The organism is Sphingomonas sp. CFBP9019 (genome assembly GCF_034045155.1).
In the GTDB taxonomy this organism is placed as follows: domain Bacteria; phylum Pseudomonadota; class Alphaproteobacteria; order Sphingomonadales; family Sphingomonadaceae; genus Sphingomonas; species Sphingomonas aerolata.
In genome coordinates this window covers 486,633-511,270 of the sequence record NZ_JAXCWK010000004.1, presented here as the reverse complement: position 1 = coordinate 511,270, position 24,638 = coordinate 486,633, and the positions used below count along the sequence as shown (strand labels likewise).

Sequence of the window (24,638 nt, the reverse complement as noted above, 5' to 3'; positions counted from 1 at the left end):
TGAAACACCGCCCCCCGTCACGACCGTCCCCCAACTGGACCCCGGCCTCCGCCGGGGTGGTGCCAGAGCTTAAGCAGGACACACGCGCATGACTGACACCACCGCCCCCACCCCCATCCGCGCAAAATCGCTCGCCCCCATCCCCCACGGCTTCCTCACCCGCACCGGCGGAGTCTCCACCGGCGCCTATGCCAGCCTCAACGCCGGCACCGGCTCCGACGATTCCCCGACAGCGATCGCCGAAAACCGCCGCCGCGCGACCGACGCCGTCCTCCCCGGCGCGCAACTCGTCGGCCTCTACCAGATCCACTCGGCCGAGGCGGTGACGATCACCGCGCCGGTCGACGACACATTCCGTCCGCGCGCCGACGCGCTCGTCACCGACCGCCCCGGGCTCGCGCTCGGCATCCTCACCGCGGACTGCGCGCCCGTCCTGTTCGCCGACAGCGAGGCGGGGATCGTCGGCGCCGCGCATGCCGGCTGGCAGGGCGCGCTCGGCGGCGTCACCGACGCCACCCTGCTCGCGATGGAGGCGATCGGCGCGCGCCGCGACCGGATCGTCGCCGCGGTCGGCCCGTGCATCGCGCGCGCCAGCTACGAGGTCGACACCGGCTTCCTCCGCCGCTTCTGCGAGGCCGATCCCGAGAACGAACGCTTCTTCGCGGATGCCCGCACCGACCATTACCAGTTCGATCTCGAGGCCTATGTCGTCAACCGCCTCGCCGCCGCGGGGGTCGGCCGGGTCGAGGCGCTCGGCCGCGACACCTACACCGAAGACGATGCCTTCTTCAGCTATCGCCGCGCGACCCATCGCGGCGAACCCACTTATGGTCGCCAGATCAGTATCATCGGCCTCTGACGCCTCCCCAAACCGGCTGCGCATCGCTAGGCTCGCCGCATCGGCCCGCACCAGACGGGTCATGCAGGAGCCCAGAATGTCCGATACCCCGACCCCCACCGGCATGCCCGCCGAGACCGAAGCCGACCTCACCGGCGTCGCCGCGCGCGTCGCGCCCAAGCCCGAGGTCGAGAAGATCGGCGGCCGCAAGCTGAAACCCTCGACGCTGATGATGGGCCATGGTTACGACCCGTCGCTGTCGGAAGGCTCGCTGAAACCCCCGATCTTCCTCACCTCGACCTTCGTCTTCCCCAACGCCGCCGCGGGCAAGCGCCATTTCGAGGGCGTCACCGGCAAGCGTCCGGGCGGTGCCGAGGGCCTCGTCTATTCGCGCTTCAACGGCCCCAACCAGGAGATTCTCGAGGATCGCCTCGGCGTCTGGGAAGAGGCCGAGGACGCGCTCGCCTTCTCCTCCGGCATGTCCGCGATCGCCACGCTCTTCCTCGCCATGGTCAAGCCCGGCGACACGATCGTCCATTCGGGGCCGCTCTACGCCGCGACCGAGACGCTGATCGGCCGCGTGCTCGGCAAATTCGGGGTCAAGTGGCTCGACTTCCCCGCGGGCGCGACGCGCGAGGAGATCGACGCGGTGATGACCGAGGCCGCGACCGGCAATGTCGCGCTCATCTATCTCGAAAGCCCCGCCAACCCGACCAACGCGCTGGTCGATGTCGAGGCGGTCGCCGCCAGCCGCGACGCGATCTTCACGGGTGAAAAGCCGCCGATCGCGATCGACAACACCTTCCTCGGACCGCTCTGGTTCCAGCCGCTCAAGCACGGCGCGGACATCGTCGTCTATTCGCTGACCAAATATGTCGGCGGCCATTCGGATCTCGTCGCCGGCGGCGTGCTCGGCACCAAGGCGCACATCAACACGATCCGGACGATGCGCAACACGATCGGCACGATCACCGATCCCAACACCGCGTGGATGCTGCTGCGCAGTCTCGAGACGCTCGAGCTCCGCATGAGCCGCGCGGGCGAGAATGCGGCCAAGGTCTGCGCCTATCTGCGGCATCACCCCAAGGTCGAGCGCGTCGGCTATCTCGGCTTCCTCGCCGACGAACCCGGCGCCGAGCGTCAGGCCGACATCTATCGCCGCCACTGCACCGGCGGCGGCTCGACCTTCTCGCTCTACCTCAAGGGCGGCGAGCGCGAGAGCTTCGCCTTCCTCGACGCGCTCAAGATCGCGAAACTCGCGGTCTCGCTCGGCGGCACCGAAACGCTCGCCAGCCACCCCGCGGGCATGACGCACCTCTCGGTCCCCGACGCGCGCAAACAGGCGCTCGGCATCACCGACAATCTGGTGCGCATCTCGATCGGCGTCGAGGATGCCGACGACCTGATCGCCGACTTCACGCAAGCCCTCGAAGCGATCTGACCAACCGGGCGCCCGCTAAACCAGCGGGCGCCCCCCTCCTCGTCATCCTGACGAAAGTCAGGATCCAGAGCCCAGCAAACCCACCCTACCCGATCCGATCTGGCCCCAGCGCCCCCCACCCGTTAAAGCGCAACGGATGCCGATCTTCACCCCCATCCCGCAGGACGACTTCGTCGCCGCGATCCACACCCTCGCCGCCCAGCTGCGTGCGGACGCCGACTGGACTCCCGATTTCATCATCGGCATCGGCCGCGGCGGTCTCGTCCCCGCGGTCTTCCTCAGCCACGCGATCGGCCTCCCGACGCTCTCGGTCGACTATTCGAGCCAGGTCGAGGATTTCGCCGACCAGCCGCTCGTCAAGCTCGCCGCACGCACCCAGTCGGGCGAACGCCTGCTCTTCCTCGACGACATCAACGATTCCGGCCGCACGATCACCCATCTGCGCACCGCGCTCGCCGCCGCGGGTGCGACGCCCGGCGCGATCCGCTTCGCGACTTTGATCGACAATCTCAGCTCCGCCGAACGCATCGACTACACCGCGCGCACGATCGACCGCCGCGACACCAAAGACTGGTTCGTCTTCCCCTGGGAAGCCGTCGCCCCCGCCACCACGATCGAACACGACGCCGCCGAAGTCCCCGACCGCATCGCGTAACGCGCGCCCAACCCCGTCATCCTGACGTCCCTCAGGATGACGGCGGAAAGAACCTCACCCGTCGCTGGCCCGCTCAATATCCGCACCAACCGCGCTGAGCTTCTCCTCAAGCCGCTCATACCCCCGGTCGAGATGATACACCCGCCCGACCGACGTCTCGCCATCCGCCGCCAGACCCGCCAAGATCAGGCTCATCGACGCGCGCAGGTCGGTCGCCATCACCGGCGCGCCGACCAGCTTGTCGACGCCGCGCACCACCGCGGTGCGCCCGCGCACCTGGATGTCCGCGCCCATCCGCGCCAGCTCGGGCACGTGCATGTAGCGGTTCTCGAAGATCGTCTCGGTCAGCACGCTCGCGCCGTCCGCCTTGCACAGCATCGCCATGAACTGCGCCTGCATGTCGGTCGCGAAGCCCGGATAGGGCGCGGTCGACAGCGTCAGCGGCTGGAGATGCCCGTCCGACGCGACGCGGATGCCGTCCTTGGTCGGGGTGACGCTCACCCCCGCCTCGACCAGCGCGTCGAGCGTCGCGCCCATGTCCGACGCGGTCACGCCGGTCAGCTCGAGGTCGCCGCCGGTGATCGCCGCGGCGCAGGCATAGCTGCCCGCCTCGATCCGGTCGGGCATCACCGCATAGGTCGCGCCGTGCAGCCGGTCGCGGCCCTCGATCGTCAGCGTCTCGGTGCCGATCCCGTCAATCGACGCGCCCATCGCGACGAGGCAGCGGCACAGGTCGACGATCTCGGGTTCGCGCGCGGCATTCTCGATCACGCTGGTCCCGCGCGCGAGCACCGCCGCCATCACGACATTCTCGGTCGCGCCGACCGACACGATCGGGAAGCGGTAGCGTCCCCCCGTCAGCCGTCCGCCGGGCGCGGTCGCCTTCACATAGCCCGCCGCCATCTCCAGCTCGGCGCCGATCGCCTCGAGCGCGCGCAGATGCAGGTCGATCGGCCGGTTGCCGATCGCGCAGCCGCCGGGCAGCGACACCGTCGCCTCGCCGCCGCGCCCGAGCAGCGGCCCGAGCACGAGGATCGACGCACGCATCTTCCGCACGATGTCGTAGGGCGCCTCGGTCGAGGTCAGGTTGCCCGCGCGGATCGTCATCACCCGCCCGAAATCCTCGGGCCGCGTCCCCTGGATCGCGGTCGACGCGCCCAGCTGGTTGAGCAGATGCCCGAACCCGTCGACATCGGCCAGCCGCGGCAAATTGCGCAGCGTCAGCGGCTCCTCGGTCAGCAATGCGCAGGGCATCAGCGTGAGCGCGGCGTTCTTCGCGCCGGAAATGGGCAGGCGCCCGGTCAGGCGGTTGCCGCCGCGAATGAGAATACGGTCCATCCCCGGCTGTCTATCGCCCCGCACGATCCGCGCAAGCCCGGCCGCATGGCGGGCCTGCGTCCGCAGGTGCATGCGGCGGCCAACCAAATGCGGCTCATACCGGCCCTATTGATCGACTTTAATGCGTAAAATCGGGGGGTTTGCTCTGTGGAGCAACGACGGGGAGCCGATCACAGTGCCGCACAGCTGCTTCGCCGAACGTCTCGGCGATTACATCACCTTGACCGAGAGCGAGACGACGGCACTGACGCGCCTCGAGGAGCGCCCGCGCGACCTGCGCCGCGGCACGATCCTGCTGCGCGAGCACGACCCGATGGCCGAGCTCTTCATCCTCCAGCGCGGCATGGCGATGAGCTATGTCCTGCTCGACGACGGCAGCCGCCAGATCCTGCGCTTCCTGTTTCCCGGCGACATGCTCGCGGTCTCGGCTCTCGTCTATCGCGACTCGCCCGAGACGATCGTCGCGATGACCGACCTGACCGTCTGCCCGTTCGACCGGACGCTGATGGCGGGGCTGCTGACCGAACATCCGCGGCTCGCCGCGGTCATCATGGTGATGAACCAGATGGAAAAGGTCGCGCTGACCGACCGGCTCGCCGCCCTCGGCCGCACCTCCGCCAAGGTCCGCGTCGCCGCACTGCTGCTCGAGATCCGCAACCGCATCCGGCTGACCGGACAGGCCGCGACCACCGATTTCGCGCTGCCGCTCACGCAGGAGGAGATCGGCGACGCGACCGGGCTGACCGCGGTCCATGTCAACCGCATGCTCCGCCAGCTCGAGGAGGACGGGCTGATCGCGCGCGGCGCTGGCCGCGTGTCGTTCACCGACGAGACCGCGCTGCTGCGCGCCGCCAATTATGTGAACCGGTTCGACGGTCTCGACCTGCGCTGGCTCCCGCCCGCGCGCTGAACGGTCTGGCCCGGCGGGGGGCCTAGCGCCCGACGCGCCCCTTAAAACCGCGCGATCAGGCCTTTTCGAGCGTGCACTGCAGCGGGTGCTGGTTCTGCTGCGCGAAATCCATCACCTGGCTGACCTTGGTCTCGGCAACCTCGTAACTGAACGTCCCACACACGCCGACGCCCTTCTGGTGGACGTGCAGCATCACCCGCGTCGCCGCCTCCATGTCCATGCGGAAGAAGCGCTGCAGGCACAGCACGACGAATTCCATCGGCGTGTAATCGTCGTTGAGCATCAGCACGCGGTACGGCGTCGGCTGCTTGGTGCGCGACCGCGTCTTGGTCGCGATGCCGACATTCCCGCGGTCGTTGCCGCCGGAATCCCCGTTGCCGTCGGAATTCCCGTCTTCGGCACGGATCCCGTCTTCAACACGGCTATAGCGTCGCTCGGTCATCGTCATCGGAACCAGTATTTTCGGTGTCAGCGCCATGACGTGAAAATATGGCACCTGATGGTCGAAGAGCAAGCCCCGCCCGCTAAAAGGGCAACCTATGAGGCCCGGCAAAAGGGCCCGGCAAAAGGGCCAGTCACAAGCGCCACGCAAAAGGGGCAGGCAAGGGATCCCCTGCCCGCCCCTCCCGTCTCGCATCCGGCCGGAGACGGCGCGCGTGGCGCCGACCCCGTCACGGCTCAGTTGGCGATCTTCAGCTTCTCGGTCGCCAGTGCGACCCGGTTGGACAAAGGCTGCGTGATCTCGCCCGCCATCTTCATCATCATCTCGGTCGAACGCGCGCTGTCCGCGATCAGCGTGTCGAACGCGGTGCGCATGTAATCGCCCTGCAGCTTCATGAACTCGGTCGGCGACTTGGCCGCGGCGAGCGTCTTCATCGCCTCGGTCGCGCCCTCGAACGATGCCTTGGCATAGGCCGAAACCTCATGCCCCAGCGTCTCGGCGCCCTTGGCGGCGATCTTCGACGATTCGACGATCGCCTCGATATTGCCCTTGGCGAACGCATTGGCGTCCTCGAACGCGGCCGCGCTCTTCTCCATCGCGCCCTTCGCGCGGGTCGAGAGGTCGGCGAACATTGCCTGGGTCTTTTCGATCGTGCCGGTGTCGAAATTCATCATGCCATCCTTTCCTGTACGCGCCGCTCCGACGGGAACGACGATGTCTGCTGGTGTCGAAACGGGTGTTGCAAGCGGCACCGCGACGCCGGTCACGGCGGGCGGCACCTCGTCGGTGCTCACAGGCTGCGCGTCGTCGGACGCGGCGGGCTGCGGCTCGTCAAGGCTCACGGGCTGCGCGGCGATGTCCGCCGCAGCGATCCCCGCCGCCCCCTCGACCGCGGCGACAGCCATCTCGGGCACAGTCTCGGGAGGCGCGACGGGCGCGGTCTCGGGCGGTGCGATTTCGAGGGCTTGCACGGTTGCCGGAGCAGGCTCGACAATCGGGGTAGGCTCCGTGACCGGGGCCGTCTCAACCGCCGCGACCATCTCGGCCGGGGGCAACGCGACGGGCTTGGCGACTCGCTTGGCTCGCGCCGGCGCGACGGATTTGACCGTCCCGCGATCGCCCGACTTCGAACCAGACCCCCGCATCACATCTGCCCCCGCCTTATCGTGTTGCGTCGCAATATATCACAGTTGCAACGCCCCGACAATCGTCATTGTGCAGTGCAATATATTCCCCGATTCAACGTGTTGGTTAACGGGCGCTGGACGCGGCCTGCGCTCACCGCATCCGCACATAGTCTCCCGGCGACTCGCCAAGCGCGGGCAGCGCCCCTTCGCCGGGGATCCGCGCCCCATCGACGGCGACCGTTTCGTCCCCCATCCCGCGCAGCCACGCGACCCAGTCGGGCCACCAGCTCCCCTTGGTCTCGACCGCCGCGGCGACGAACGCATCGAGGCTCGACGGCGCGTCGGTGCTGGCCGGATCCAGCGTCCAATATTGATATTTCCCCGCGGCGGGCGGGTTGACCACGCCCGCGATATGCCCCGACCCCGCCAGCACGAAGCGGACCGGCCCCGACAACGCGGTCGTCAGCTTCCACACGCTCGCCGCCGGCGCGATATGATCCTCGCGCCCCGCCTGGACATAGGCGGGCGTCGTCACGCGGCCGAGGTCGACCGGCGTGCCGTCCACCACCATCGCCCCCGGCTCGACCAAAAGATTGTCGCGGTACAGGTCAGTCAGATAGGCCCTGTGCCATTTCGCCGGCAGGTTGGTCGTGTCGCCATTCCAGTGGAGCAGGTCGAACGGCACATAATCTTTGCCGAGCAGATAGTTGTTGGTGACGTAATTCCAGATCAGGTCGCGCCCGCGCAGCAGGTTGAACGTCGCCGCCATGTAGCGCCCGTCGAGAAACCCCTCGGGCGACAGCGTGCCGAGCAGCGCGATCTGCTCATCGTCGATGAAATGCGCGAGCTCGCCCGCATCCGCGAAATCGACCTGCGCCGTGAAGAAGGTCGCGCTCGCGACGCGGTCCGCCTGCCCTCGCGCGCTCAGCACCGCCAGCGTCGCGGCCAGCGTCGTCCCCGCCACGCAATAGCCGATCGTATGCACCGCGGGCACCTCGAGCAGGCCGCGCACCGTCTCGATCGCCTCGATCTGCGCGGCGACATAATCGTCCCAGATCACGTCCTTCATGCTCGCATCCGCGGACTTCCACGACACCATGAAGACGCTCAAGCCCTGCTCGACCGCCCAGCGGATGAAGCTCTTCTCGGGGTTCAGGTCGAGGATGTAGAAGCGGTTGATCCACGGCGGAAAGATCACCAGCGGCGTCGCCTGCACGCGCTCGGTGGTCGGCGCATAGTGGATCAGCTCGTAGAGCGGCGTGCGCAGCACGACCTTGCCCGGCGTCATCGCAAGGTTGCGGCCCAGCTCGAAACTGCCCTGCGCGGTGTGGCTGAGCTGCCCGCGGCCGATGTCCGCCATCATGTTCTGCAGGCCCTGCAACAGGTTGGCGCCGCGCGTCTCGATCGTCTTCTCGATCACCTCGGGGTTGGTCAGCGCGAAGTTGGTCGGGCTCATCGCATCGACGAAGCCGCGCGTCGCAAAGCGCAGCTGCTCCTTCTGCCGCGGCTCCAGCCCCTCGACCGCGTCGACGCTGCGCAGCATCTGGTCGCCGATCGTCTGGTAACTCTGCCGGATCAGGTCGAACACCGGCTCGCGCCACTGCGCCGCCTTGAACCTCTTGTCGGTCGCAGGCCCGGGCTCGGGCGGGGGCGCCGCGCCGCCCCCCGCGGGCACCAGCATCTGCTGCCACAGCGCAAACCCGTCGCGCCAGAAATCGCGCACCCGCGACAGCGTCGCCGGATCGTTGAACCCCGGCACCACCATCGCCTCCGGCACCGCCGCATCGAGCGGCGCGGTGATCGCATCGAGCCCCTGCGCCATCATCATCTGCTGCGCGCGCCCCATCACCCAGGTCCAGTGCTGCAGCTCGGCCAGCGTCGGTGCGGCAATCCCCGGCGTCTCGGACATGGGCAACCTCTCCTTTTGTCCAAGCCTAACCCACTCCCCCACCCGGCGAAAGCACCCAGCACCCCTCCCGCCCCCTTCCGTCATCCTGACGAAAGTCAGGACCCAGAGCCAAACAGCGTACACCCCCGCCACCCTGGATCCTGGATCAAGTCCAGGATGACGACGCTTGCGTGACCCGGCCCGAAAGCCCCCACCTTTCCCGCCAGAACCGAAACGCGGTGGATGACGCCCCCCGCGGCATACGGTACAGCACCCCTTCCTCCAGCTCGGGGCCGATCATGTCCGACGATTTCTACCGCATCAAACGCCTGCCACCCTATGTCATCGCCGAAGTGAACGCGATGCGGGCGGCGGCGCGGGCGGGCGGCGAGGACATCATCGATCTCGGCATGGGCAATCCCGACCTGCCGCCGCCCGAGCACGTCATCGCCAAGCTCGTCGAGGTCGCCAGCAAGCCCGGCGCGCACGGCTATTCGCAGTCGCGCGGCATTCCCGGCCTCCGCAAGGCGCAGGCCAATTACTATGGCCGCCGCTTCGGCGTCGATGTCGATCCCGAGACCGAGGTCGTCGTGACGATGGGCTCGAAGGAAGGGCTCGCCAGCCTCGCCACCGCGATCACCGCGCCCGGCGACGTCGTGCTCGCACCCAACCCGTCCTATCCGATCCACACCTTCGGCTTCATCATCGCCGGCGCGACGATCCGCGCGGTGCCGACCACCCCCGACGACGCCTATTTCGAGAGCCTCGAGCGCGCGATGGCGTTCACCGTGCCACGCCCGTCGATCCTCGTCGTCAACTATCCGTCCAACCCGACCGCGGAGGCGGTCGACCTCGCCTTCTACGAACGGCTCGTCGCCTGGGCGAAGGAGAACAAGGTCTGGATCATCTCCGACCTCGCCTATTCCGAGCTCTACTACGACGGCAATCCGACCCCCTCGATCCTCCAGGTCAAGGGCGCCAAGGACATCGCGATCGAGTTCACCTCGCTCAGCAAGACCTATTCGATGGCGGGCTGGCGGATCGGCTTCGCGGTCGGCAACAAGACGCTGATCGCGGCGATGAGCCGGGTGAAGAGCTATCTCGATTACGGCGCCTTCACCCCGATCCAGGCCGCCGCCTGCGCCGCCTTGAACGGCCCGCAGGACATCGTCGCGCGCAACCGCGAGCTCTATCACAAGCGCCGCGACGTGCTGGTCGAAAGCTTCGGCCGCGCCGGCTGGGACATCCCCTCGCCGCGCGCCTCGATGTTCGCCTGGGCCCCCTTGCCGCCCGCGCTCGCGCATCTCGGCAGCCTCGAATTCACCAAGCAGCTCCTCACCCACGCCCACGTCGCGGTCGCACCCGGCGTCGGCTATGGCGAGAATGGCGAGGGCTATGTCCGCATCGCGATGGTCGAAAACGAACAACGCCTCCGCCAGGCCGCGCGCAACGTGAAGCGCTACCTCCAGAGCATGGGCGTCAACACCCCGGCCCAGGGCGCCGGCTGACCCGCCCAGGGCGCCGGCTGACCCGCCGCCCCCAGCCGTCATCCTGACGAACGTCAGGACCCAGAGCCAAGCAGCGCCCCGCCCGCGGCTCTGGATCCTGGATCAAGCCCGGGATGACGGCGTGGAGAGCCGCACCCCCTCCCCAAACCGTCATCCCCGCGCAGGCGGGGATCCAGACTGGCGGACGCCCGCGGTCCAGCGGCACCCGCATAGACTATGGATCCCCGCCTCCGCGGGGATGACGAAGCGGGTGGCCATACCCCCGCCCGCCCTGCTGACGGTTCGGACAAACATGCCCCCACCCCACCCGTCATCCTGACGAAAGTCAGGACCCAGAGCCAAGCAGCACCACCCCCGCGGCGCTGAGTCCCGGATCAAGCCCGCCATAACGGCGCGAAGAGCCGCTCCCCCCGAAAGGTTGACGCCACCCCCCGCCACCGCCATCCCCCAAAGCCATGACCCGCCCCGGCTTCGCCTTCTCCACCACCCTGCGCGTCCGCTACGCCGAGATCGACGGGCAGAAGATCGTCTTCAACTCGCGCTATCTCGAATATGCCGATGTCGCGATCACCGACTTCTGGGACTGGAGCGGGATCGCCGCCGCGGTGCCCGGCTGGGACGACACCGAATTCAACGTCCGCCGCACCGAGATCGACTATCTCGCGCCCTTCCGCCTCGGCGACACGATCGCGGCGCATGTCCGGATCGAGCGGGTCGGCACGTCGAGCCTCACCAAGCGGATCGAGCTGACGCATGCCGAAACCGGCGCGCTCCACACCGTGATCATGATGGTCAGCGTCCATGTCGATCTCGCGACCGGCCGCCCCGCACCCCTGCCGCCCGCGATCCGCGACCATATCGCGCGGCTCGCCACCCCCGCCTGACCGCTCAGTCCGTCGCGCCGATCTCCCCCGGCAGCGCCCAGATCAGCTCGCCCCGGCCCAGCACGCGGCCGTCATGCGCGCGCACCGCGACCTGTTCGATCGGCTGCCGGTCCCGCGCATCGACCAGGATCGGGAAGGCCGGGATCCGCGTCTCCCACCGCTCGCCCCATTGCCGCAGCGCGATCATCGTCGGCAGCAGCGCAAAGCCCTTTTCGGTCAGGCCATAGGCGATCTTGCGGCGATCCTCGGGCAGCGGCCGCCGCGCGAGGATCCCGTGCTCGACCAGCCGCGCGAGCCGGTTCGCCAGGATGTTGCGGGCGATGCCGAGCTCGGCCTGGAATTCCTCGAAATGATGCAGCCCGTTGAACGCCGCGCGCAGGATCAGGAACGACCAGCGCTCCCCCATCGCCTCGAGCGCCGCCGGCAGGCTGCATTCGCGCAGCGGCTCGCGCAAAATCCCCCGCGAAATCCCCCGCGAAATCCCTCGCGATATTCCCCGCGAAATTCCCCCCGAAATCCCCATCGTCCCGGCTCCCCCCGACCCCGGTCTAGCCTATAGCATTCCGCCGCGCGATGCGCTCATCGAGTGCGTCTATCACGGTGACCGGACGCTTTTGGTTGCAAAGCAACACGCTGCGGCCCCATCTATGTCGGGTGTTGCGCCAATATGAACTCGTCGATCGAGTCCTCGATTACGATCCCGATGCCGACGAGGCCCTGCTGAACCGCGCCTATGTGTTTTCGATGCAGGCGCACGGGTCGCAGAAGCGTGCGAGCGGCGATCCCTATTTCAGCCATCCGATCGAGGTGGCGGGCATCCTCACCGACCTGCATCTCGATGACGAGACGATCGCCACCGCGATCCTCCACGACACGATCGAGGATACCGTCGCCACGCCCGAGGAGATCACGCGCCTGTTCGGCCCGTCGGTCGCGCGGCTCGTCGACGGCGTCACCAAGCTCAGCAAGATCGAGGCGCAGACCGAGAACGAGCGCGCCGCGGAAAACCTGCGCAAGTTCCTGCTCGCCATGTCCGACGACATCCGCGTGCTGCTGGTGAAACTCGCCGACCGGCTGCACAACATGCGCACGCTGCATCACATCGCCAAACCCGAGAAGCGCCGTCGCATCGCCAAGGAGACGATGGACATCTACGCGCCGCTCGCCGAGCGGATCGGCATGTACGAGTTCATGCGCGAGATGCAGACGCTCGCCTTCGAACAGATCGAACCCGAAGCCTCCGAATCGATCAACCGCCGGCTGGAGCAGCTGAAGGACGGCGACGGCAACCGCATCGCCAAGATCGCCTCGGGGCTCAAACTCGTGCTGTCGCGCGCGGGCATCGAGGCGGAGGTCGCGGGGCGCGAGAAGCATCCCTATTCGATCTTCCGCAAGATGTCCGAACGGCACATCAATTTCGAACAATTGTCCGACGTGATGGCGTTCCGCGCGATCGTCCCGACCGAGGCGGACTGCTACGCCGCGCTCGGCATCATCCACCAGCGCTGGCCGATGGTGCCCGGCCGGTTCAAGGATTACATCTCGACGCCCAAGCGCAACGGCTATCGCTCGCTCCACACCAGCGTGATCCATGCCGACAATGCGCGTATCGAGATCCAGATCCGGACCGAGGCGATGCACGCCCAGGCCGAATTCGGCCTCGCCGCGCACTGGGCGTACAAGCAGAAGAGCGGCGGCCAGACGATCGGCGGCGGCGAGCATCAGGTCAGCTGGATCCGCGACCTGGTCGAGATCCTCGACACCGCCGAAAGCCCCGAGGAGCTGCTCGAACACACGCGGATGGCGATGTACGCCGACCGCATCTTCGCCTTCACCCCCAAGGGCGAGCTGATCCAGCTGCCCAAGGGCGCGACGCCGATCGACTTCGCCTATGCGGTCCATACCGATCTCGGCGACCAGGCGGTCGGCGCGAAGATCGACGGCCGCGTCGTGCCGCTCTCGACCGTGATCGAAAACGGCAACCAGGTGCAGATCCTGCGGTCGAAGGGCCAGTCGCCGCAACCGCACTGGCTCAACGTCGCGACCACCGGCAAGGCGCTCGCCGCGATCCGCCGCCATCTGCGCCACAAGGAACGCGTCGAGCAGGAGGCGCTCGGCCGCACGCTGTTCGACGACATCGCCTCGCGCCTCCCCGCGCCGATCGGCCCCGACGCGACCGAACCCGCGCTCAAGCGGCTCAAATTCGCCGACGAAGGCGCGCTGATGGTCGCGATCGCGCGCCGCACCGTGTCCGACGAACAGGTGATGGAGGCGCTGATGCCGGGCTCCACCGGCGCCGATCTCGGCCATGCGGTCGCGCCGCAGTCGAGCGCGATCTCGATCAAGGGGCTGACGCCGGGCGTCGCCTATGACCTCGCGACCTGCTGCCACCCGGTGCCGGGCGACCGCATCGTCGGCCTGCGCCGCCCCGATGCGGGGATCGAGGTCCATGCGATCGACTGCCGCGTGCTCGCCGAACTCGCCGAGCGGACCGAGAACGAGACCGACTGGGTCGACGTCGCCTGGGGCGAAAAGACCGAAGGCGCGGTCGCGCGCATCTCGGTGATGGTCAAGAACGAGCCCGGCTCGCTCGGCGTGGTCGCGTCGATCATCGGCACGCACATGGCCAACATCATCAACCTCCGCCTCGACACGCGCGACACCAGCTTCCACACCAACGAGATCGACGTCGAGGTCCACGACATCCAGCAACTCATGCGCCTCATGGCCGGCCTCCGCGCCGCCGACGCCGTCAACACCGTCGAACGCGTTTAGGGGAACGCGGCCCAGCGCCGCCCGCGCCGTCCTCACCCCAGTCCCCGACCCCCTCGCCGTCATCCCCGCGGAAGCGGGGATCCAGACTGGCGACCGCTGGCGATTCATCACCAACCGCATAGACTATGGATCCCCGCCTCCGCGGGGATGACGGAGCGGGCGGAAACGCCCCCGCCCCGCCCCCGCTGACGAAGCGCGCGAACGTGCCCCCCACCCCACCGTCATCCCGACGAAAGTCAGGATCCAGAGCCAAGCAGCGCGACGCCCGTAACCCTGGATCCTGGGTCGAGCCCAGGATGACGAAAGGGGAGAGCCACCCCTCCCCCGTCATCCCCGCGAAGGCGGGGATCCAGACTGGCGACCGCCCGCGATCCATCACCAAACGCATAGCCTATGGATCCCCGCCTCCGCGGGGATGACGGAGCGGGGGACCAGCCCTCCCCCCCGCGCTTGCCCCGCAAAAATCCCCGGCTACTATCCCCCGCAACACCCCGGGGGACCCATCACATGAACCGTCGCGCCTTCCTCTCGTCCGCGAGCATGCTCGCCACGCTCGCCCTCGTCCCGCGCGCAGCCCTCGCCGCCGGCGCCACCCCCGGCGACGCGAAGCTCGACGCGCTGCTCACCTCGATCTTCGACGCGAACCTCAAATACGCCCCCGAATTCGCCACCCAGCTCGGGCTCGACAAGGGCGCGAACGCCGCGCTGAAAAGCCGGCTCGGCGATTACACCCCCGGCGCGGTCAGGGCGAACCTGGCGCGCACCACCCGCACGATCGCGCAGATCGAGGCCGTTGCCCCCGCCACGCTCTCCGACGCCGGCCGCCTCAACCGCGAGGTCGTGCTCTATTCGCAAAACCAGCAGCGCACCGCCGCCGAGCGGTTCGGGCTCGGCTCCCCCACCAACCCCTATGTCATCAGCCAGCAGGACGGCGCCTATTTCGACGTCCCCGACTTCCTCGACAGCGCGCACGTCATCAAGACCGCCGCCGACGCGGACGCCTATTGCGCACGCCTCGACGCGTTCGCGACCGCGCTCGACGGCGACACCGCGACGCAGGCCGAGCGCGCGAAACGCGGCCTCGTCGCCCCCGGCTTCTCGCTCGACCTCGCGCTCGGCCAGATGGCGGCGCTGCGCGCCCCCGCGCCCGCGCAAAGCGGCCTCGTCACCTCGGTCGCGACGCGCAGCAAGGCCGCCGGGCTGACCGGCGACTGGGACCGCCGCGCCACCGCGCTCGTGACGGACAAGGTCTATCCCGCGCTCGACCGCCAGATCGCGCTGGTCAAGCAGCTCCGGACCACGGCCCGCGCCGAGGCCGGGCTCTGGGCGGTCCCCGGCGGCGACGCGATCTACGCCGCCGCGCTCGCCCAGGCGACCACCACCAACTTCACCCCCGACGAGGTCCACAAGCTCGGCCTCGACCAGGTCGCGCAGATCGGCGCCGAACTCGACACCATCCTCAAGGCGCAAGGCCTGACCAAGGGCAGCATCGGCGCACGCCTCGCCGCCTTCAACGCCACCCCGGCACAGCTCTATCCCGACACGCCCGCCGGCCGCACCGACCTCATCGCCGGGCTCAACACCGGGCTCGCCGCGATGCAGGCCAAGCTCCCCCAGGCGTTCATAAACCCGCCGTCCGCCCCGCTGCAGATCCGCGCGGTCCCGACCGATATCCAGGACGGCGCCTCGAACGGCTATTACCGGCTCGCCGCGCTCGACGGGTCGCGCCCGGCCATCTACTTCATCAACCTGAAAAGCGTCGCCGACTGGCCGAAATACACGCTCCCCTCGCTCACCTATCACGAGGGCGTGCCGGGGCATCATCTCCAGCTCAGCCTCGTCGCCGGGCTCGACACGCCGCTGCTGCGCAAATTCTCGTTCTTCGGCGCCTATGTCGAGGGCTGGGCGCTCTACGCCGAACAGCTCGCCGACGAGCTTGGCGGCTATGCCGGCCCGATCGAACGCGCGGGCTATCTCCAGTCCTTCCTCTTCCGCGCCGCGCGCCTCGTCGCCGACACCGGCCTCCACGCCAAGCGCTGGACGCGCGAACAGGCGACCGACTATTTCGTCGACACCGTCGGCTTCGCCCGCCCCCGCTCGCAGCGCGAGATCGAACGTTACTGCACGATGCCGGGCCAGGCCTGCAGCTACAAACTCGGCCACATCAGCTGGCTCCGCGCCCGCGACACCGCGAAGAGAATTTTGGGCGACAAGTTCGACGTGAAGCAGTTCCACGAAGTGCTGCGCGACGGCGCCGTCCCCCTCACGATCCTCGAACGCCTCGTCGAAGCCCGCGCCACCGCGCTGGCCAGGGCCTGACGCCTAATCCTCCCCCAAGAACAAACGATGACGCCGCGCAACGGGGCGGCTAGAGAGCGGGGATGCACCGTCCCGCGCTCTCCATCGTCGTCCCCTGCTACAACGAGGCCGCCTGCCTCGACCTCCTCCACGCGCGCATATCGGGCGCGGCGCAGAGCGCGGTCGGCGAGGATTACGAGATCGTCCTCATCAACGACGGCTCGCGCGACGACAGCTGGTCGGTGATGCAGCGTCTCGCCGCCGCCGATCCCCGGCTCGTCGCGATCAACCTGTCGCGCAACCACGGGCATCAGCTCGCGCTCACCGCCGGACTCGATCTGTGCGCGGGCGAGCAGATCCTGATCATCGACGCCGATCTCCAGGATCCGCCCGAGCTCCTCCCCCAGATGCGCGCCGCGATGGCCGAGCAGCAGGCCGACGTCGTCTACGCGGTCCGCCGCCAGCGCGCGGGCGAGACCGTGTTCAAGAAGGCCACCGCCGCCGCCTTCTACCGGCTGCTGACCAAGATGACCGACACGCCGATCCCGGTCGATACCGGCGATTTCCGGCTGATGAGCAGGCGCGCGCTCGACGCGTTCCTCAGCCTCCCCGAACAGGCGCGCTTCATCCGCGGCATGGTCGCCTGGATCGGTTTCCGCCAGGTCCCCTTTGCCTATGACCGCGCCGAGCGGCATGCGGGCGAGACCAACTATCCGCTCGCCAAGATGATGCGCCTCGCCTTCGACGCGGTCACCGGCTTCTCGACCGCCCCGTTGCGCTTCGCCAGCCATGCCGGCCTCGCACTCACCGGCGTCTCGCTGCTGCTGTTCGTCTACATCGCGATCGGCTGGCTCTCGGGCAGCGCGGTGCAGGGCTGGACCTCGACGATGCTGGTGACGGTGTTTTTGGGCGCGGTGCAGATGTTCGTGCTCGGCATGATCGGCGAATATCTCGGCCGGCTGTACGTGGAATCCAAACGCCGCCCCCTCTACATCGTCGCCGACATCGCCGGCCCCATCCAGGGCAAGGCCACGCTGGGCTTCCGCGCCGAACCCACAGAAACCCCCCTCACGTAACCAAAAAGCCCCTCCCCTTCAGGGGAGGGGTTGGGGTGGGGCCCCACCCCGCAAGCACTGGCTCGCAAAGTCCCCGTTCGTGCTGAGCGAAGCCGAAGCACCACGCAGCACCCTTCACCTGAGCCCCCACCCCGGCGAAGGCCGGGGCCCAGATGGGAAGGCCAGAGTAACGATGCGCAGCGCCCGTCAGCACCGTCCCCCAACTGGACCCCGGCCTCCGCCGGGGAGGAATTGGAGAGACGTCACGGGCGAAACCCACCCAACCGCACCACCGCCCCCACCCCCCGTTCGTGCTGAGCGAAGTCGAAGCACCGCCAGACACGCACCCTACACCTGAGCCCCCACCCCGGCGAAGGCCGCGGCCCAGGTGGGAAAGCCAGAGTAACGAAGCGCAACGCCCGTCAGCACCGTCCCCCAACTGGACCCCGGCCTCCGCCGGGGAGGAATTGGCGAGACGTCACGGGCGAACCACACCCAACCGCAGCACCGCCCCAAACCCCCGTTCGTGCTGAGCGAAGTCGAAGCACCACCCCCCGGCACCCACCCTCCGACTGCGCTCAGGGCGAACGAACATGGGGCGGCGCCTGGCCAGATTGCGGACAGAAGACCATCGTGACATGTCTTTACGCAGAGGAGATCTGAATGGCGACGGTAACAGCACGGTTGGCGAACAGGCTGCCCCCGCGGCTGCGTATGGCCATGACGCCATTTCTGTCGTTCGCGATCGGCTGGCTCGCCCTGACCGGCCTGATCGAGACCGTGCAAAAGGGCGACTCTTTCGACCTGGTGAAGCTCGGCGCGCTGATCGTCGGGTGCGTCCTGGCGGCGTTCGTCCGTCCGATCCCGGACAAATATCGGCAATCACCCGACCAGCAAGAGTGACGGAGAGCGCAGACACAGTGTCACGCCCCCCCCAATCCCTACCCAGGCACCGCCAGCGTCACGATCGAAACCCCCGGCGTCATCGGCACGCGCCCGACCAGATGCCGCTCTAGCCGGAAGATCCGCTCGAACAGCGCGTTGATCGGCTTGGCGGGCGGCGAGTCATCACTGTCGTCGCGACCCGACAGCCGCCCGGCGATCCGCGCCGCCGCCGCCAGCGGGAACAGCAGTGAATTGAAATAGCCGAGCTTGTCGGGCTTCAGCCCCGCCGCCGCGATCGCCGTCTTCAGCGTCGCCTTCGAATAGCGCCGATGGTGATGGTTGACCGTGTCGTGCGCGCTCCACAGCCACTGGTGCGCCGGCACCGCGATCAGGATCTTGCCGCCGGGCGCGAGGCACTGCGCCATCGCCTTCAGCGCCGCGACGTCGTCCGCGATATGCTCGACCACATCGAGCACCGCGATCAGGTCGTAATGCCCGCGCGGCACCCCCGGCAGCTCGGGGAGCGGCGCCGCCCCGACCGGCTTGCCGAGCCGCGCGCTCGCGATCTCGCGCGCCGCCGGGTCGATCTCGATCGCGTCGATCTCGCCGAACCCCGCCAGCATCGGCAGGTTGTGCCCCGTCCCGCAGCCGATCTCGAGGATCTTCGCATCCGCCGGCAAGCCGCCATAGCGCGTCAGATAATCCGCCAGGATGTCGCGGCGCGCGCGGTACCACCAATGCGTGGAATCATGCGCGGCCATCCGGTCGTAAACGATGCGATCCATCAGCAATCGGCCATAATCAAGAGAATACCCAGAAACGGTTGAGCACGAACGTCACGATCGCGGCAAGGAACACCGCGGGGACCAGCGGCACCCAGGGATGCAGATGGAGGAACGCGGTCCCGATCCAGGTGATCAGCGCGTTGAGCGCGAGCCCCGTCCCCTGCACCAGCACGAACTTGACGTGCTTGGCCCCGCCCGGCTCGGCGGCATGCCCCTTGAAGCTCCACCGGCTGTGCAGGAAATAGCCCGCGGTCACCGCCACCGCAAAGGCGAAGGGTACCGCCGCGACCGCCTGCTCGGGCGGAAACACGAACCTGGTCAGCGGCAGATAGACGAGCGAATAGATCACGCTCGACAGCCCGCCCGCAATCCCGAAGCGGAAGAGCTGGCCGAGCACGCCGCTCGCCCGCATCTGGTCCATCTGTCGCCTGATCGCCTGCATGCCCGCCTTGTTCTTTACACGCGCGTCGATACAGCGGCGCTCAACGTCACGCCCCGCGCATTAGTCCGCGCGCGGTCAGGAGGAAAGCGTTTTGGATCAGCCCCACCAGTCCCCATGGCAGCGGGGGCGCGACCTGCTCGATCGCCACTGGGTCGCGTTGACGCTGCTGGCATGGCTCGGCGTCGCCGCCTGGTCGCTGGCCGACCGCTGGGGTCAGGTCCGCTGGCTGTCCCTCGGCGATACCGACGACAATATGCGCCTGATGCAGGTCCGCGCATGGCTCGACGGCCAGGGCTGGTATGATCTGCGCCAGTACCGGATGAACCCGCCCGCGGGCTTCGACATCCACTGGAGCCGGATCGTCGACCTGCCGATCGCCGGCCTCATCCTCTTCTTCCGCCTGTTCACCAGCAACAGCTGGGCCGAACGGCTCGCCTGCGGGATCGCGCCGTTGCTGCCGCTGTCGATCGCGATGCTCGGCATCGGCGCGACGGTGCGGCGGCTGATCCACCCGCTCGCCTGGCCGCTCGCGATCCTGTTCCTCGTCGGCGCGACCGCGACGATGCTGATGTACATGCCCGAACGCATCGACCATCACGGCTGGCAGCTCGCGATGCTCAGCCTCACGCTCGCCGGGCTCTGCGACCCGCGCGCGCGACGTGGCGGCGCGCTCGTCGGGATCGCGAGCGCGGTGTCGCTCTCGATCGGGCTCGAACTCCTCCCCTATGCCGCGATGGCGGGCGCGATCATCGCACTGCGCTGGGTCTGGGACCGCGCCGAGGCGCCGCGGCTCGCGGTCTATGCGCTGACCCTGGGCGGCGGCAGCACGCTCGGTTTCGCACTCTTCGCCTCGAACGCGAACCAGGCGATGCGCTGCGACGCGCTGACGCCCGTCTGGCTCAGCGTGATGATCGCCGCCGGGATGCTCCTCTTCCTGCTCGCGCGCTTCGGCCCTGCATCGCGCGGGGTGCGGCTCGCGCTCGCGGTCGCGGCGGGCGCAGCGATCGTGATCGGCTTCGCGCTGATGTTCCCGCAATGCCTCGCCCGGCCCGAGGGCGTCTCGCCCGAGCTTCAGCGCAACTGGCTGAACAATGTCCGCGAGGCGAAACCGATCTACAAGCACAGCTGGCGCACCGGCGTCGCGATCGCGACGCTGCCGGTGATCGGCCTGCTCGGCGCGCTGTTCGCCGCATGGCGCGCACGCCGCCGCCCGAGCGCGATCGGCTGGGTCGCGGTCGCGCTGTTCACCACCTTCGCGGTGCTGATGCTGTTGTGGCAGGTCCGCGCGGGTCCCGCGGCGCAGATGCTCGCGGTCCCCGGTGGCGTCGCGCTCGCCTGGGTGATCGTCCCCCGGCTGCTCGGCCACCGCTCGATGCTGGTGCGCGTGCTCGGCACCGCGGGCGCGCTGGTGATCGTCTCGGGCTTCTTCGTCGGCATCGCGCTGAAATACGTCCCCGTGGGCAAGCCCAAGGGCTATGAAAAGCGTGTCAACATGGCGACCGGCAACTGCCTGCGCACCACCGTGCTGCTCGCGCTCAACAAATACCCCGCGCAGACGATCTTCACCTTCGTCGACATGGGCCCGCGGCTGATCACGATCACGCACCACAACGCGATCGCCGGCCCCTATCACCGCAACGGCGCCGCGATCCTCGACGTCCAGCACGCCTTCGCCCGCACCCCCGACGAAGCCCACGCGATCATCAAACGCCACGGCGCGACCCTGTTGCTGCTCTGCCCCAACGCCGCCGAATCGACCAACTACAAGGCCCGCAGCCCCAACGGCTTCTACGCGCAGATGGCGAAGAACCAGGTCCCCACCTGGCTGACCCCGCTCCCCCTGCCCCGCAACTCCCCGCTGCGACTCTTCAAGGTCGACTGAAGCCCAGGCTCCCACGCACCAACGCACCGCACACGCGCACCGTCATCCCGCCCCCCAACCGTCATCCCCGCGAAGGCGGGGATCCAGACTGGCAACCGCTGCGAGTCATAGGCGAGCGCATAGACTATGGATCCCCGCCTCCGCGGGGATGACGTGGCAGGGGTGGGCACACCGTCACCTTACCTCCCCCCGTCATCCTGACTTTCGTCAGGATGACGGCAATCGACGCACCGCGCACGCCGACCCCAACCTACCGCAACACCACCGACAACCCATCCAGCACGAACTGCACCGCCAGCGCCGCCAGCAGCACGCCGAGCAGCCGCGTGATCACCGCCTCGATCTTCGCGCCCAGGATCCGCATGATCGGCCCCGCCGCGAGCAGCGCGACCAGCGTCAGCAACAGGATCGTCACCATCGCCGCCAGCACCACTGCCGAGCGCTCGATCCCGCTGTTGCGGCTCATCAGCAGCATCACCGACGCGATCGAACCCGGCCCCGCGATCATCGGCATCGCCATCGGGAAGATCGACACGTCGTCGGCTTCGGGATCGCTCGCGACCTTGGCGGCGCGGTCCTCGCGGCGTTCGGTGCGCTTCTCGAACACCATCTCGAGCGCGATCAGGAACAGCATGATCCCGCCCGCGATCCGGAAGCTCGCCAGGCTGATCCCCAATCCTTTGAGCAACGCCTCGCCGAACAGTGCGAACACGAACAGGATCGCCGCCGACACGCCGACCGCGCGGAACGCCATCGCGCGCTTCTGCGCCGCCGACGCGCTCGCCGACAGCCCGGCATAGATCGGCGCGCAGCCCGGCGGATCGATCACCACGAAGAAGGTGATCAGCGACGAGATATAAAGCTCGATCATGCGCCGGCCCGGTCGAGCGCCGCCTCGTCGATCGCCACGCCTTCGCGTCGCCCGGCGGACACCAGAGTATTGCGCAACAGGCACGCGATCGTCATCGGCCCGACGCCGCCCGGCACCGGCGTGATCGCGCCCGCGACCCCGACCGCGCTCGCGAAATCGACATCGCCGACCAGCCCGGCCTCGGTGCGGTTGATGCCGACGTCGATCACGGTCGCGCCGGGCTTCAGCCAGTCGCCCTTGATCATCTCGGGGATCCCGACCGCGGCGACGACGATGTCCGCGGCGCCGACATGCGCGCGCACGTCGCGCGTCCGGCTGTGCACCACGGTCACCGTGCAGCTCTCGCGCAACAGCAATTGCGCCATCGGCTTGCCGACGATGTTCGACCGGCCGACGACCACCGCCTCCATCCCGCTCAGGTTCGGCACGACACTTTTGAGCACCATCACGCAGCCGAGCGGCGTGCACGGCACGAACCCCGCCGAACCCGTCGCGAGCCGCCCCGCATTGATCGGGTGGAATCCGTCGACATCCTTGTCGGGATCGATCGCCGCGATCACCGCCTGCTCGTCGATATGCTTGGGCAGCGGCAGCTGAACGAGGATCCCGTCGATCGTCGGATCGGCATTGAGATCGGCGACCAGCGCGAGCAGCGCCTCGGCCCCGACATCGGCGGGCAGCCGGTGCTCGACGCTCACCATCCCCGCCTCGCGCGTCGCCTTGCCCTTCGACCGGACATAGACGGTGGACGCGGGGTCCTCGCCGACCAGTACGACCGCGAGCCCGGGCGCGCGGCCCGCCGCTGCGGCAAAGGCGGTGACGCCGGTGGCGATACGGGCCCGGAGGCCGGCGGCGAAGGCCTTGCCGTCGATGATGGTCGCACTCATGCCCGCCGTCCTAAAGCGCGGCGGCGATTTCCGCCAGCGCAGGCGTGTCGCCCGCGACATGCAGCCGTTTCAGCCACGCGGTCTCGCCCGCGACGATAGTGACCGCGCGTTTCGGCACGCCGAAGCTCTTGGCGACCAGCGCGATCAGCGCGGCATTCGCGGCGCCATCGACCGGCGCCGCTGCGAGCCTTGCGGCCAGATGCTCCGGCGTCCCCGCCGCCAGCGCATCCCGCCCGCCGCGCGGCGTCACGCGGACCGCGATCGCCAGACCGCCGTCCACCGCACGCCAGGCGGCCGGCTCGCTCACAGACCGGGGGCGAGCAGGCTCTGTGCGATGTTCGGCACGACGATGTTGGTCAGGATGTACAGGATCAGCAGCACGACGAGCGGCGACAGGTCGAGCGTGCCGAAATCGGGCAGGATCCGCCGGATCGGCCGATAGAGCGGCTCGGTGATCCGCTGCAGCGCCTCCCATACCGACCGGACGACATTGCTCTGCGTGTTGATGATGTTGAACGCGATGAGCCACGACATCACCGCCTGGATCATGATGACCCACCAGACGAGGTTGAGCAGCAACTGGACGATCTGAAGAAGGGCGAGCAAGGCAAGGGTCTCCGCTGGTGTATGCCTTATATAAGGCAGCGGACCGACAACGAGAACCCCGCCGCCTCCAAACAACCCCCTTCCGTCATCCTGACGAAAGTCAGGACCCAGAGCCAAGCAGCACCACGGCCCGTGACCCTGGATCCCAGGTCAAGCCCGGGATGACGGCAGAAAAACCCCTACCGCGCCCCACCCCGCGCACTCACCAGCGTCCCGGCCCCCTGCCGCGTGAAAATCTCCAGCAGCATCGCATGCGGCACGCGCCCGTCGATGATCACCGCCGCGTCGACGCCCGATCCGACCGCCGCGACGCAGGTCTCGAGCTTGGGGATCATCCCCCCGGTGATCGTCCCGTCGGCGCGCAGCTCGGCGATCTTCGCCGGATCCAGATCGGTCAGCAATTCGCCCTGCTTGTCGAGCACGCCGACCACGTCGGTCAGCAGGAAGAACCGCGCCGCGCCCATCGCGGCGGCGATCGCGCCCGCCATCGTGTCGGCGTTGATGTTGTAGGTATGCCCGTCCGCACCGATCCCGATCGGCGCGATCACCGGGATGATGTCCGCGGCGATCAGCGTGTCGAGGATCGTCCGGTCGACCGCGATCGGCTCGCCGACGAACCCCAGGTCGACATGCCGCTCGATCCCCTGCAGCTTGTCGGGCTCGCGCCCGTGCCCGACCTTCTGCGCGAGGACGAGGCCGGCGTCCTTCCCCGAAATCCCGACCGCGCGGCCGCCCGCCTGGCCGATCCAGCCGACGATTTCCTTGTTGATCGATCCCGCCAGCACCATTTCGGCGATCTGCGCGGTCTCCTTGTCGGTCACGCGCAGCCCGTCGACGAACCGCGATTCGACCCCCAGCCGCTTCAGCATCGAGCCGATCTGCGGCCCGCCGCCATGCACCACGACCGGGTTGATCCCGACCGCCTTCAACAGCACCATGTCCTCGGCGAAATCGCGCTGCAGCTCGGGATCGCCCATCGCGTGCCCGCCATATTTCACGACGAAGGTCTTGCCGGCATAACGCTGCAGATAGGGCAGCGCCTCGGTCAGCGTCTCGGCCTTGGCGAGCAGGGCGGGATCGGGCGTATGATCGGTCATCCCGCCCCCTTAGCCAGTTGAGGG

The 24,638-nt window shown here is 68.4% G+C and carries 23 protein-coding genes; 11 read left to right on the top strand and 12 right to left on the bottom strand.

Annotated features, from left to right (window positions below; translation table 11 throughout):
- The first annotated feature begins 88 nt into the window (after nucleotides 1-88).
- The 3 genes from pgeF (at nucleotide 89) to SOM18_RS14135 (ending at nucleotide 2,934) form a co-directional block, all read left to right on the top strand.
- Nucleotides 89-859, top strand: a complete 771-nt coding sequence (gene pgeF / locus SOM18_RS14145) for a peptidoglycan editing factor PgeF (RefSeq protein ID WP_031440518.1) — start codon at nucleotides 89-91, stop codon at nucleotides 857-859.
- Between the two features lie 103 nt (nucleotides 860-962).
- Nucleotides 963-2,279: a cystathionine gamma-synthase family protein gene (locus tag SOM18_RS14140; RefSeq protein WP_031440517.1), complete on the top strand. Its 1,317-nt coding sequence runs from the start codon at nucleotides 963-965 to the stop codon at nucleotides 2,277-2,279.
- A gap of 136 nt (nucleotides 2,280-2,415) precedes the next feature.
- Nucleotides 2,416-2,934, top strand: coding sequence for a phosphoribosyltransferase (locus tag SOM18_RS14135; RefSeq protein WP_031440516.1), 519 nt, complete (start codon nucleotides 2,416-2,418; stop codon nucleotides 2,932-2,934).
- Between the two features lie 54 nt (nucleotides 2,935-2,988).
- Here the strand turns inward: SOM18_RS14135 and murA are convergent, their stop codons facing one another.
- On the bottom strand, nucleotides 2,989-4,272 hold the full coding sequence (gene murA, locus SOM18_RS14130) for a UDP-N-acetylglucosamine 1-carboxyvinyltransferase (protein ID WP_031440515.1): 1,284 nt from the start codon (nucleotides 4,270-4,272) through the stop codon (nucleotides 2,989-2,991).
- Nucleotides 4,273-4,393: 121 nt separating this feature from the next.
- On the opposite strand from murA, the gene SOM18_RS14125 reads away from it, so the two are divergent.
- The gene (locus tag SOM18_RS14125; protein ID WP_081874263.1) at nucleotides 4,394-5,182 is read left to right on the top strand and encodes a Crp/Fnr family transcriptional regulator; all 789 of its coding nucleotides are present in this window, start codon (nucleotides 4,394-4,396) and stop codon (nucleotides 5,180-5,182) included.
- A 55-nt stretch (nucleotides 5,183-5,237) separates the two neighbouring features.
- Here SOM18_RS14125 and clpS read toward each other — a convergent pair whose 3' ends face one another.
- The 3 genes from clpS to SOM18_RS14110 all read right to left on the bottom strand — a co-directional run bounded on the left by clpS (nucleotide 5,238) and on the right by SOM18_RS14110 (nucleotide 8,660).
- Nucleotides 5,238-5,624, bottom strand: a complete 387-nt coding sequence (clpS, locus tag SOM18_RS14120; RefSeq protein WP_081874265.1) for an ATP-dependent Clp protease adapter ClpS — start codon at nucleotides 5,622-5,624, stop codon at nucleotides 5,238-5,240.
- A 236-nt stretch (nucleotides 5,625-5,860) separates the two neighbouring features.
- Nucleotides 5,861-6,769, bottom strand: a complete 909-nt coding sequence (phaP, locus tag SOM18_RS14115; RefSeq protein ID WP_320481846.1) for a TIGR01841 family phasin — start codon at nucleotides 6,767-6,769, stop codon at nucleotides 5,861-5,863.
- Between the two features lie 133 nt (nucleotides 6,770-6,902).
- On the bottom strand, nucleotides 6,903-8,660 hold the full coding sequence (locus SOM18_RS14110; protein ID WP_320481845.1) for a PHA/PHB synthase family protein: 1,758 nt from the start codon (nucleotides 8,658-8,660) through the stop codon (nucleotides 6,903-6,905).
- 278 nt (nucleotides 8,661-8,938) lie between these two features.
- Between SOM18_RS14110 and SOM18_RS14105 the strand changes: the two genes are divergently transcribed.
- On the top strand, nucleotides 8,939-10,147 hold the full coding sequence (locus SOM18_RS14105; protein WP_031440657.1) for an LL-diaminopimelate aminotransferase: 1,209 nt from the start codon (nucleotides 8,939-8,941) through the stop codon (nucleotides 10,145-10,147).
- Between the two features lie 455 nt (nucleotides 10,148-10,602).
- Nucleotides 10,603-11,031: an acyl-CoA thioesterase gene (locus tag SOM18_RS14100; RefSeq protein ID WP_031440658.1), complete on the top strand. Its 429-nt coding sequence runs from the start codon at nucleotides 10,603-10,605 to the stop codon at nucleotides 11,029-11,031.
- A gap of 4 nt (nucleotides 11,032-11,035) precedes the next feature.
- Here the strand turns inward: SOM18_RS14100 and SOM18_RS14095 are convergent, their stop codons facing one another.
- A complete protein-coding gene (locus tag SOM18_RS14095) occupies nucleotides 11,036-11,437 on the bottom strand; it encodes a winged helix-turn-helix transcriptional regulator (protein WP_042467067.1) in 402 nt (133 codons plus the stop codon).
- A 248-nt stretch (nucleotides 11,438-11,685) separates the two neighbouring features.
- Between SOM18_RS14095 and SOM18_RS14090 the strand changes: the two genes are divergently transcribed.
- From SOM18_RS14090 to SOM18_RS14075, 4 genes are all read left to right on the top strand, one after another.
- The gene (locus SOM18_RS14090) at nucleotides 11,686-13,806 is read left to right on the top strand and encodes a RelA/SpoT family protein (protein WP_031394869.1); all 2,121 of its coding nucleotides are present in this window, start codon (nucleotides 11,686-11,688) and stop codon (nucleotides 13,804-13,806) included.
- A 507-nt stretch (nucleotides 13,807-14,313) separates the two neighbouring features.
- On the top strand, nucleotides 14,314-16,125 hold the full coding sequence (locus tag SOM18_RS14085; RefSeq protein ID WP_320481844.1) for a DUF885 domain-containing protein: 1,812 nt from the start codon (nucleotides 14,314-14,316) through the stop codon (nucleotides 16,123-16,125).
- 62 nt (nucleotides 16,126-16,187) lie between these two features.
- Entirely contained in the window at nucleotides 16,188-17,180 is a 993-nt protein-coding gene (locus SOM18_RS14080) for a glycosyltransferase family 2 protein (protein ID WP_031441714.1), read from the top strand.
- A 642-nt stretch (nucleotides 17,181-17,822) separates the two neighbouring features.
- The gene (locus tag SOM18_RS14075; protein ID WP_152555544.1) at nucleotides 17,823-18,062 is read left to right on the top strand and encodes a hypothetical protein; all 240 of its coding nucleotides are present in this window, start codon (nucleotides 17,823-17,825) and stop codon (nucleotides 18,060-18,062) included.
- Nucleotides 18,063-18,100: 38 nt separating this feature from the next.
- Here the strand turns inward: SOM18_RS14075 and SOM18_RS14070 are convergent, their stop codons facing one another.
- Nucleotides 18,101-18,829: a class I SAM-dependent methyltransferase gene (locus SOM18_RS14070; RefSeq protein ID WP_320481843.1), complete on the bottom strand. Its 729-nt coding sequence runs from the start codon at nucleotides 18,827-18,829 to the stop codon at nucleotides 18,101-18,103.
- A gap of 16 nt (nucleotides 18,830-18,845) precedes the next feature.
- Nucleotides 18,846-19,250, bottom strand: coding sequence for a GtrA family protein (locus SOM18_RS14065; protein WP_320481842.1), 405 nt, complete (start codon nucleotides 19,248-19,250; stop codon nucleotides 18,846-18,848).
- 112 nt (nucleotides 19,251-19,362) lie between these two features.
- Between SOM18_RS14065 and SOM18_RS14060 the strand changes: the two genes are divergently transcribed.
- Entirely contained in the window at nucleotides 19,363-21,153 is a 1,791-nt protein-coding gene (locus tag SOM18_RS14060; RefSeq protein ID WP_320481841.1) for an AcrB/AcrD/AcrF family protein, read from the top strand.
- A 250-nt stretch (nucleotides 21,154-21,403) separates the two neighbouring features.
- Here SOM18_RS14060 and SOM18_RS14055 read toward each other — a convergent pair whose 3' ends face one another.
- The 5 genes from SOM18_RS14055 to argB form a co-directional block, all read right to left on the bottom strand.
- Nucleotides 21,404-22,024, bottom strand: coding sequence for a MarC family protein (locus SOM18_RS14055; protein WP_031440980.1), 621 nt, complete (start codon nucleotides 22,022-22,024; stop codon nucleotides 21,404-21,406).
- Nucleotides 22,021-22,911, bottom strand: coding sequence for a bifunctional methylenetetrahydrofolate dehydrogenase/methenyltetrahydrofolate cyclohydrolase FolD (folD, locus tag SOM18_RS14050; protein ID WP_320481840.1), 891 nt, complete (start codon nucleotides 22,909-22,911; stop codon nucleotides 22,021-22,023). The genes SOM18_RS14055 and folD overlap by 4 nt, the downstream gene beginning before the upstream one ends.
- Before the next feature lie 10 nt (nucleotides 22,912-22,921).
- Complete coding sequence (locus SOM18_RS14045) at nucleotides 22,922-23,218, bottom strand: DUF167 family protein (RefSeq protein WP_320481839.1); 297 nt, start codon at nucleotides 23,216-23,218, stop codon at nucleotides 22,922-22,924.
- Nucleotides 23,215-23,517 carry a YggT family protein gene (locus tag SOM18_RS14040; protein WP_031395935.1) on the bottom strand — a complete coding sequence of 101 codons (303 nt, stop codon included), beginning with the start codon at nucleotides 23,515-23,517 and terminating at the stop codon, nucleotides 23,215-23,217. Before SOM18_RS14040 ends, SOM18_RS14045 begins: the two co-directional genes overlap by 4 nt.
- A 179-nt stretch (nucleotides 23,518-23,696) precedes the next feature.
- Nucleotides 23,697-24,614 carry an acetylglutamate kinase gene (gene argB / locus SOM18_RS14035; protein WP_031440509.1) on the bottom strand — a complete coding sequence of 306 codons (918 nt, stop codon included), beginning with the start codon at nucleotides 24,612-24,614 and terminating at the stop codon, nucleotides 23,697-23,699.
- Nucleotides 24,615-24,638: the final 24 nt, after the last annotated feature.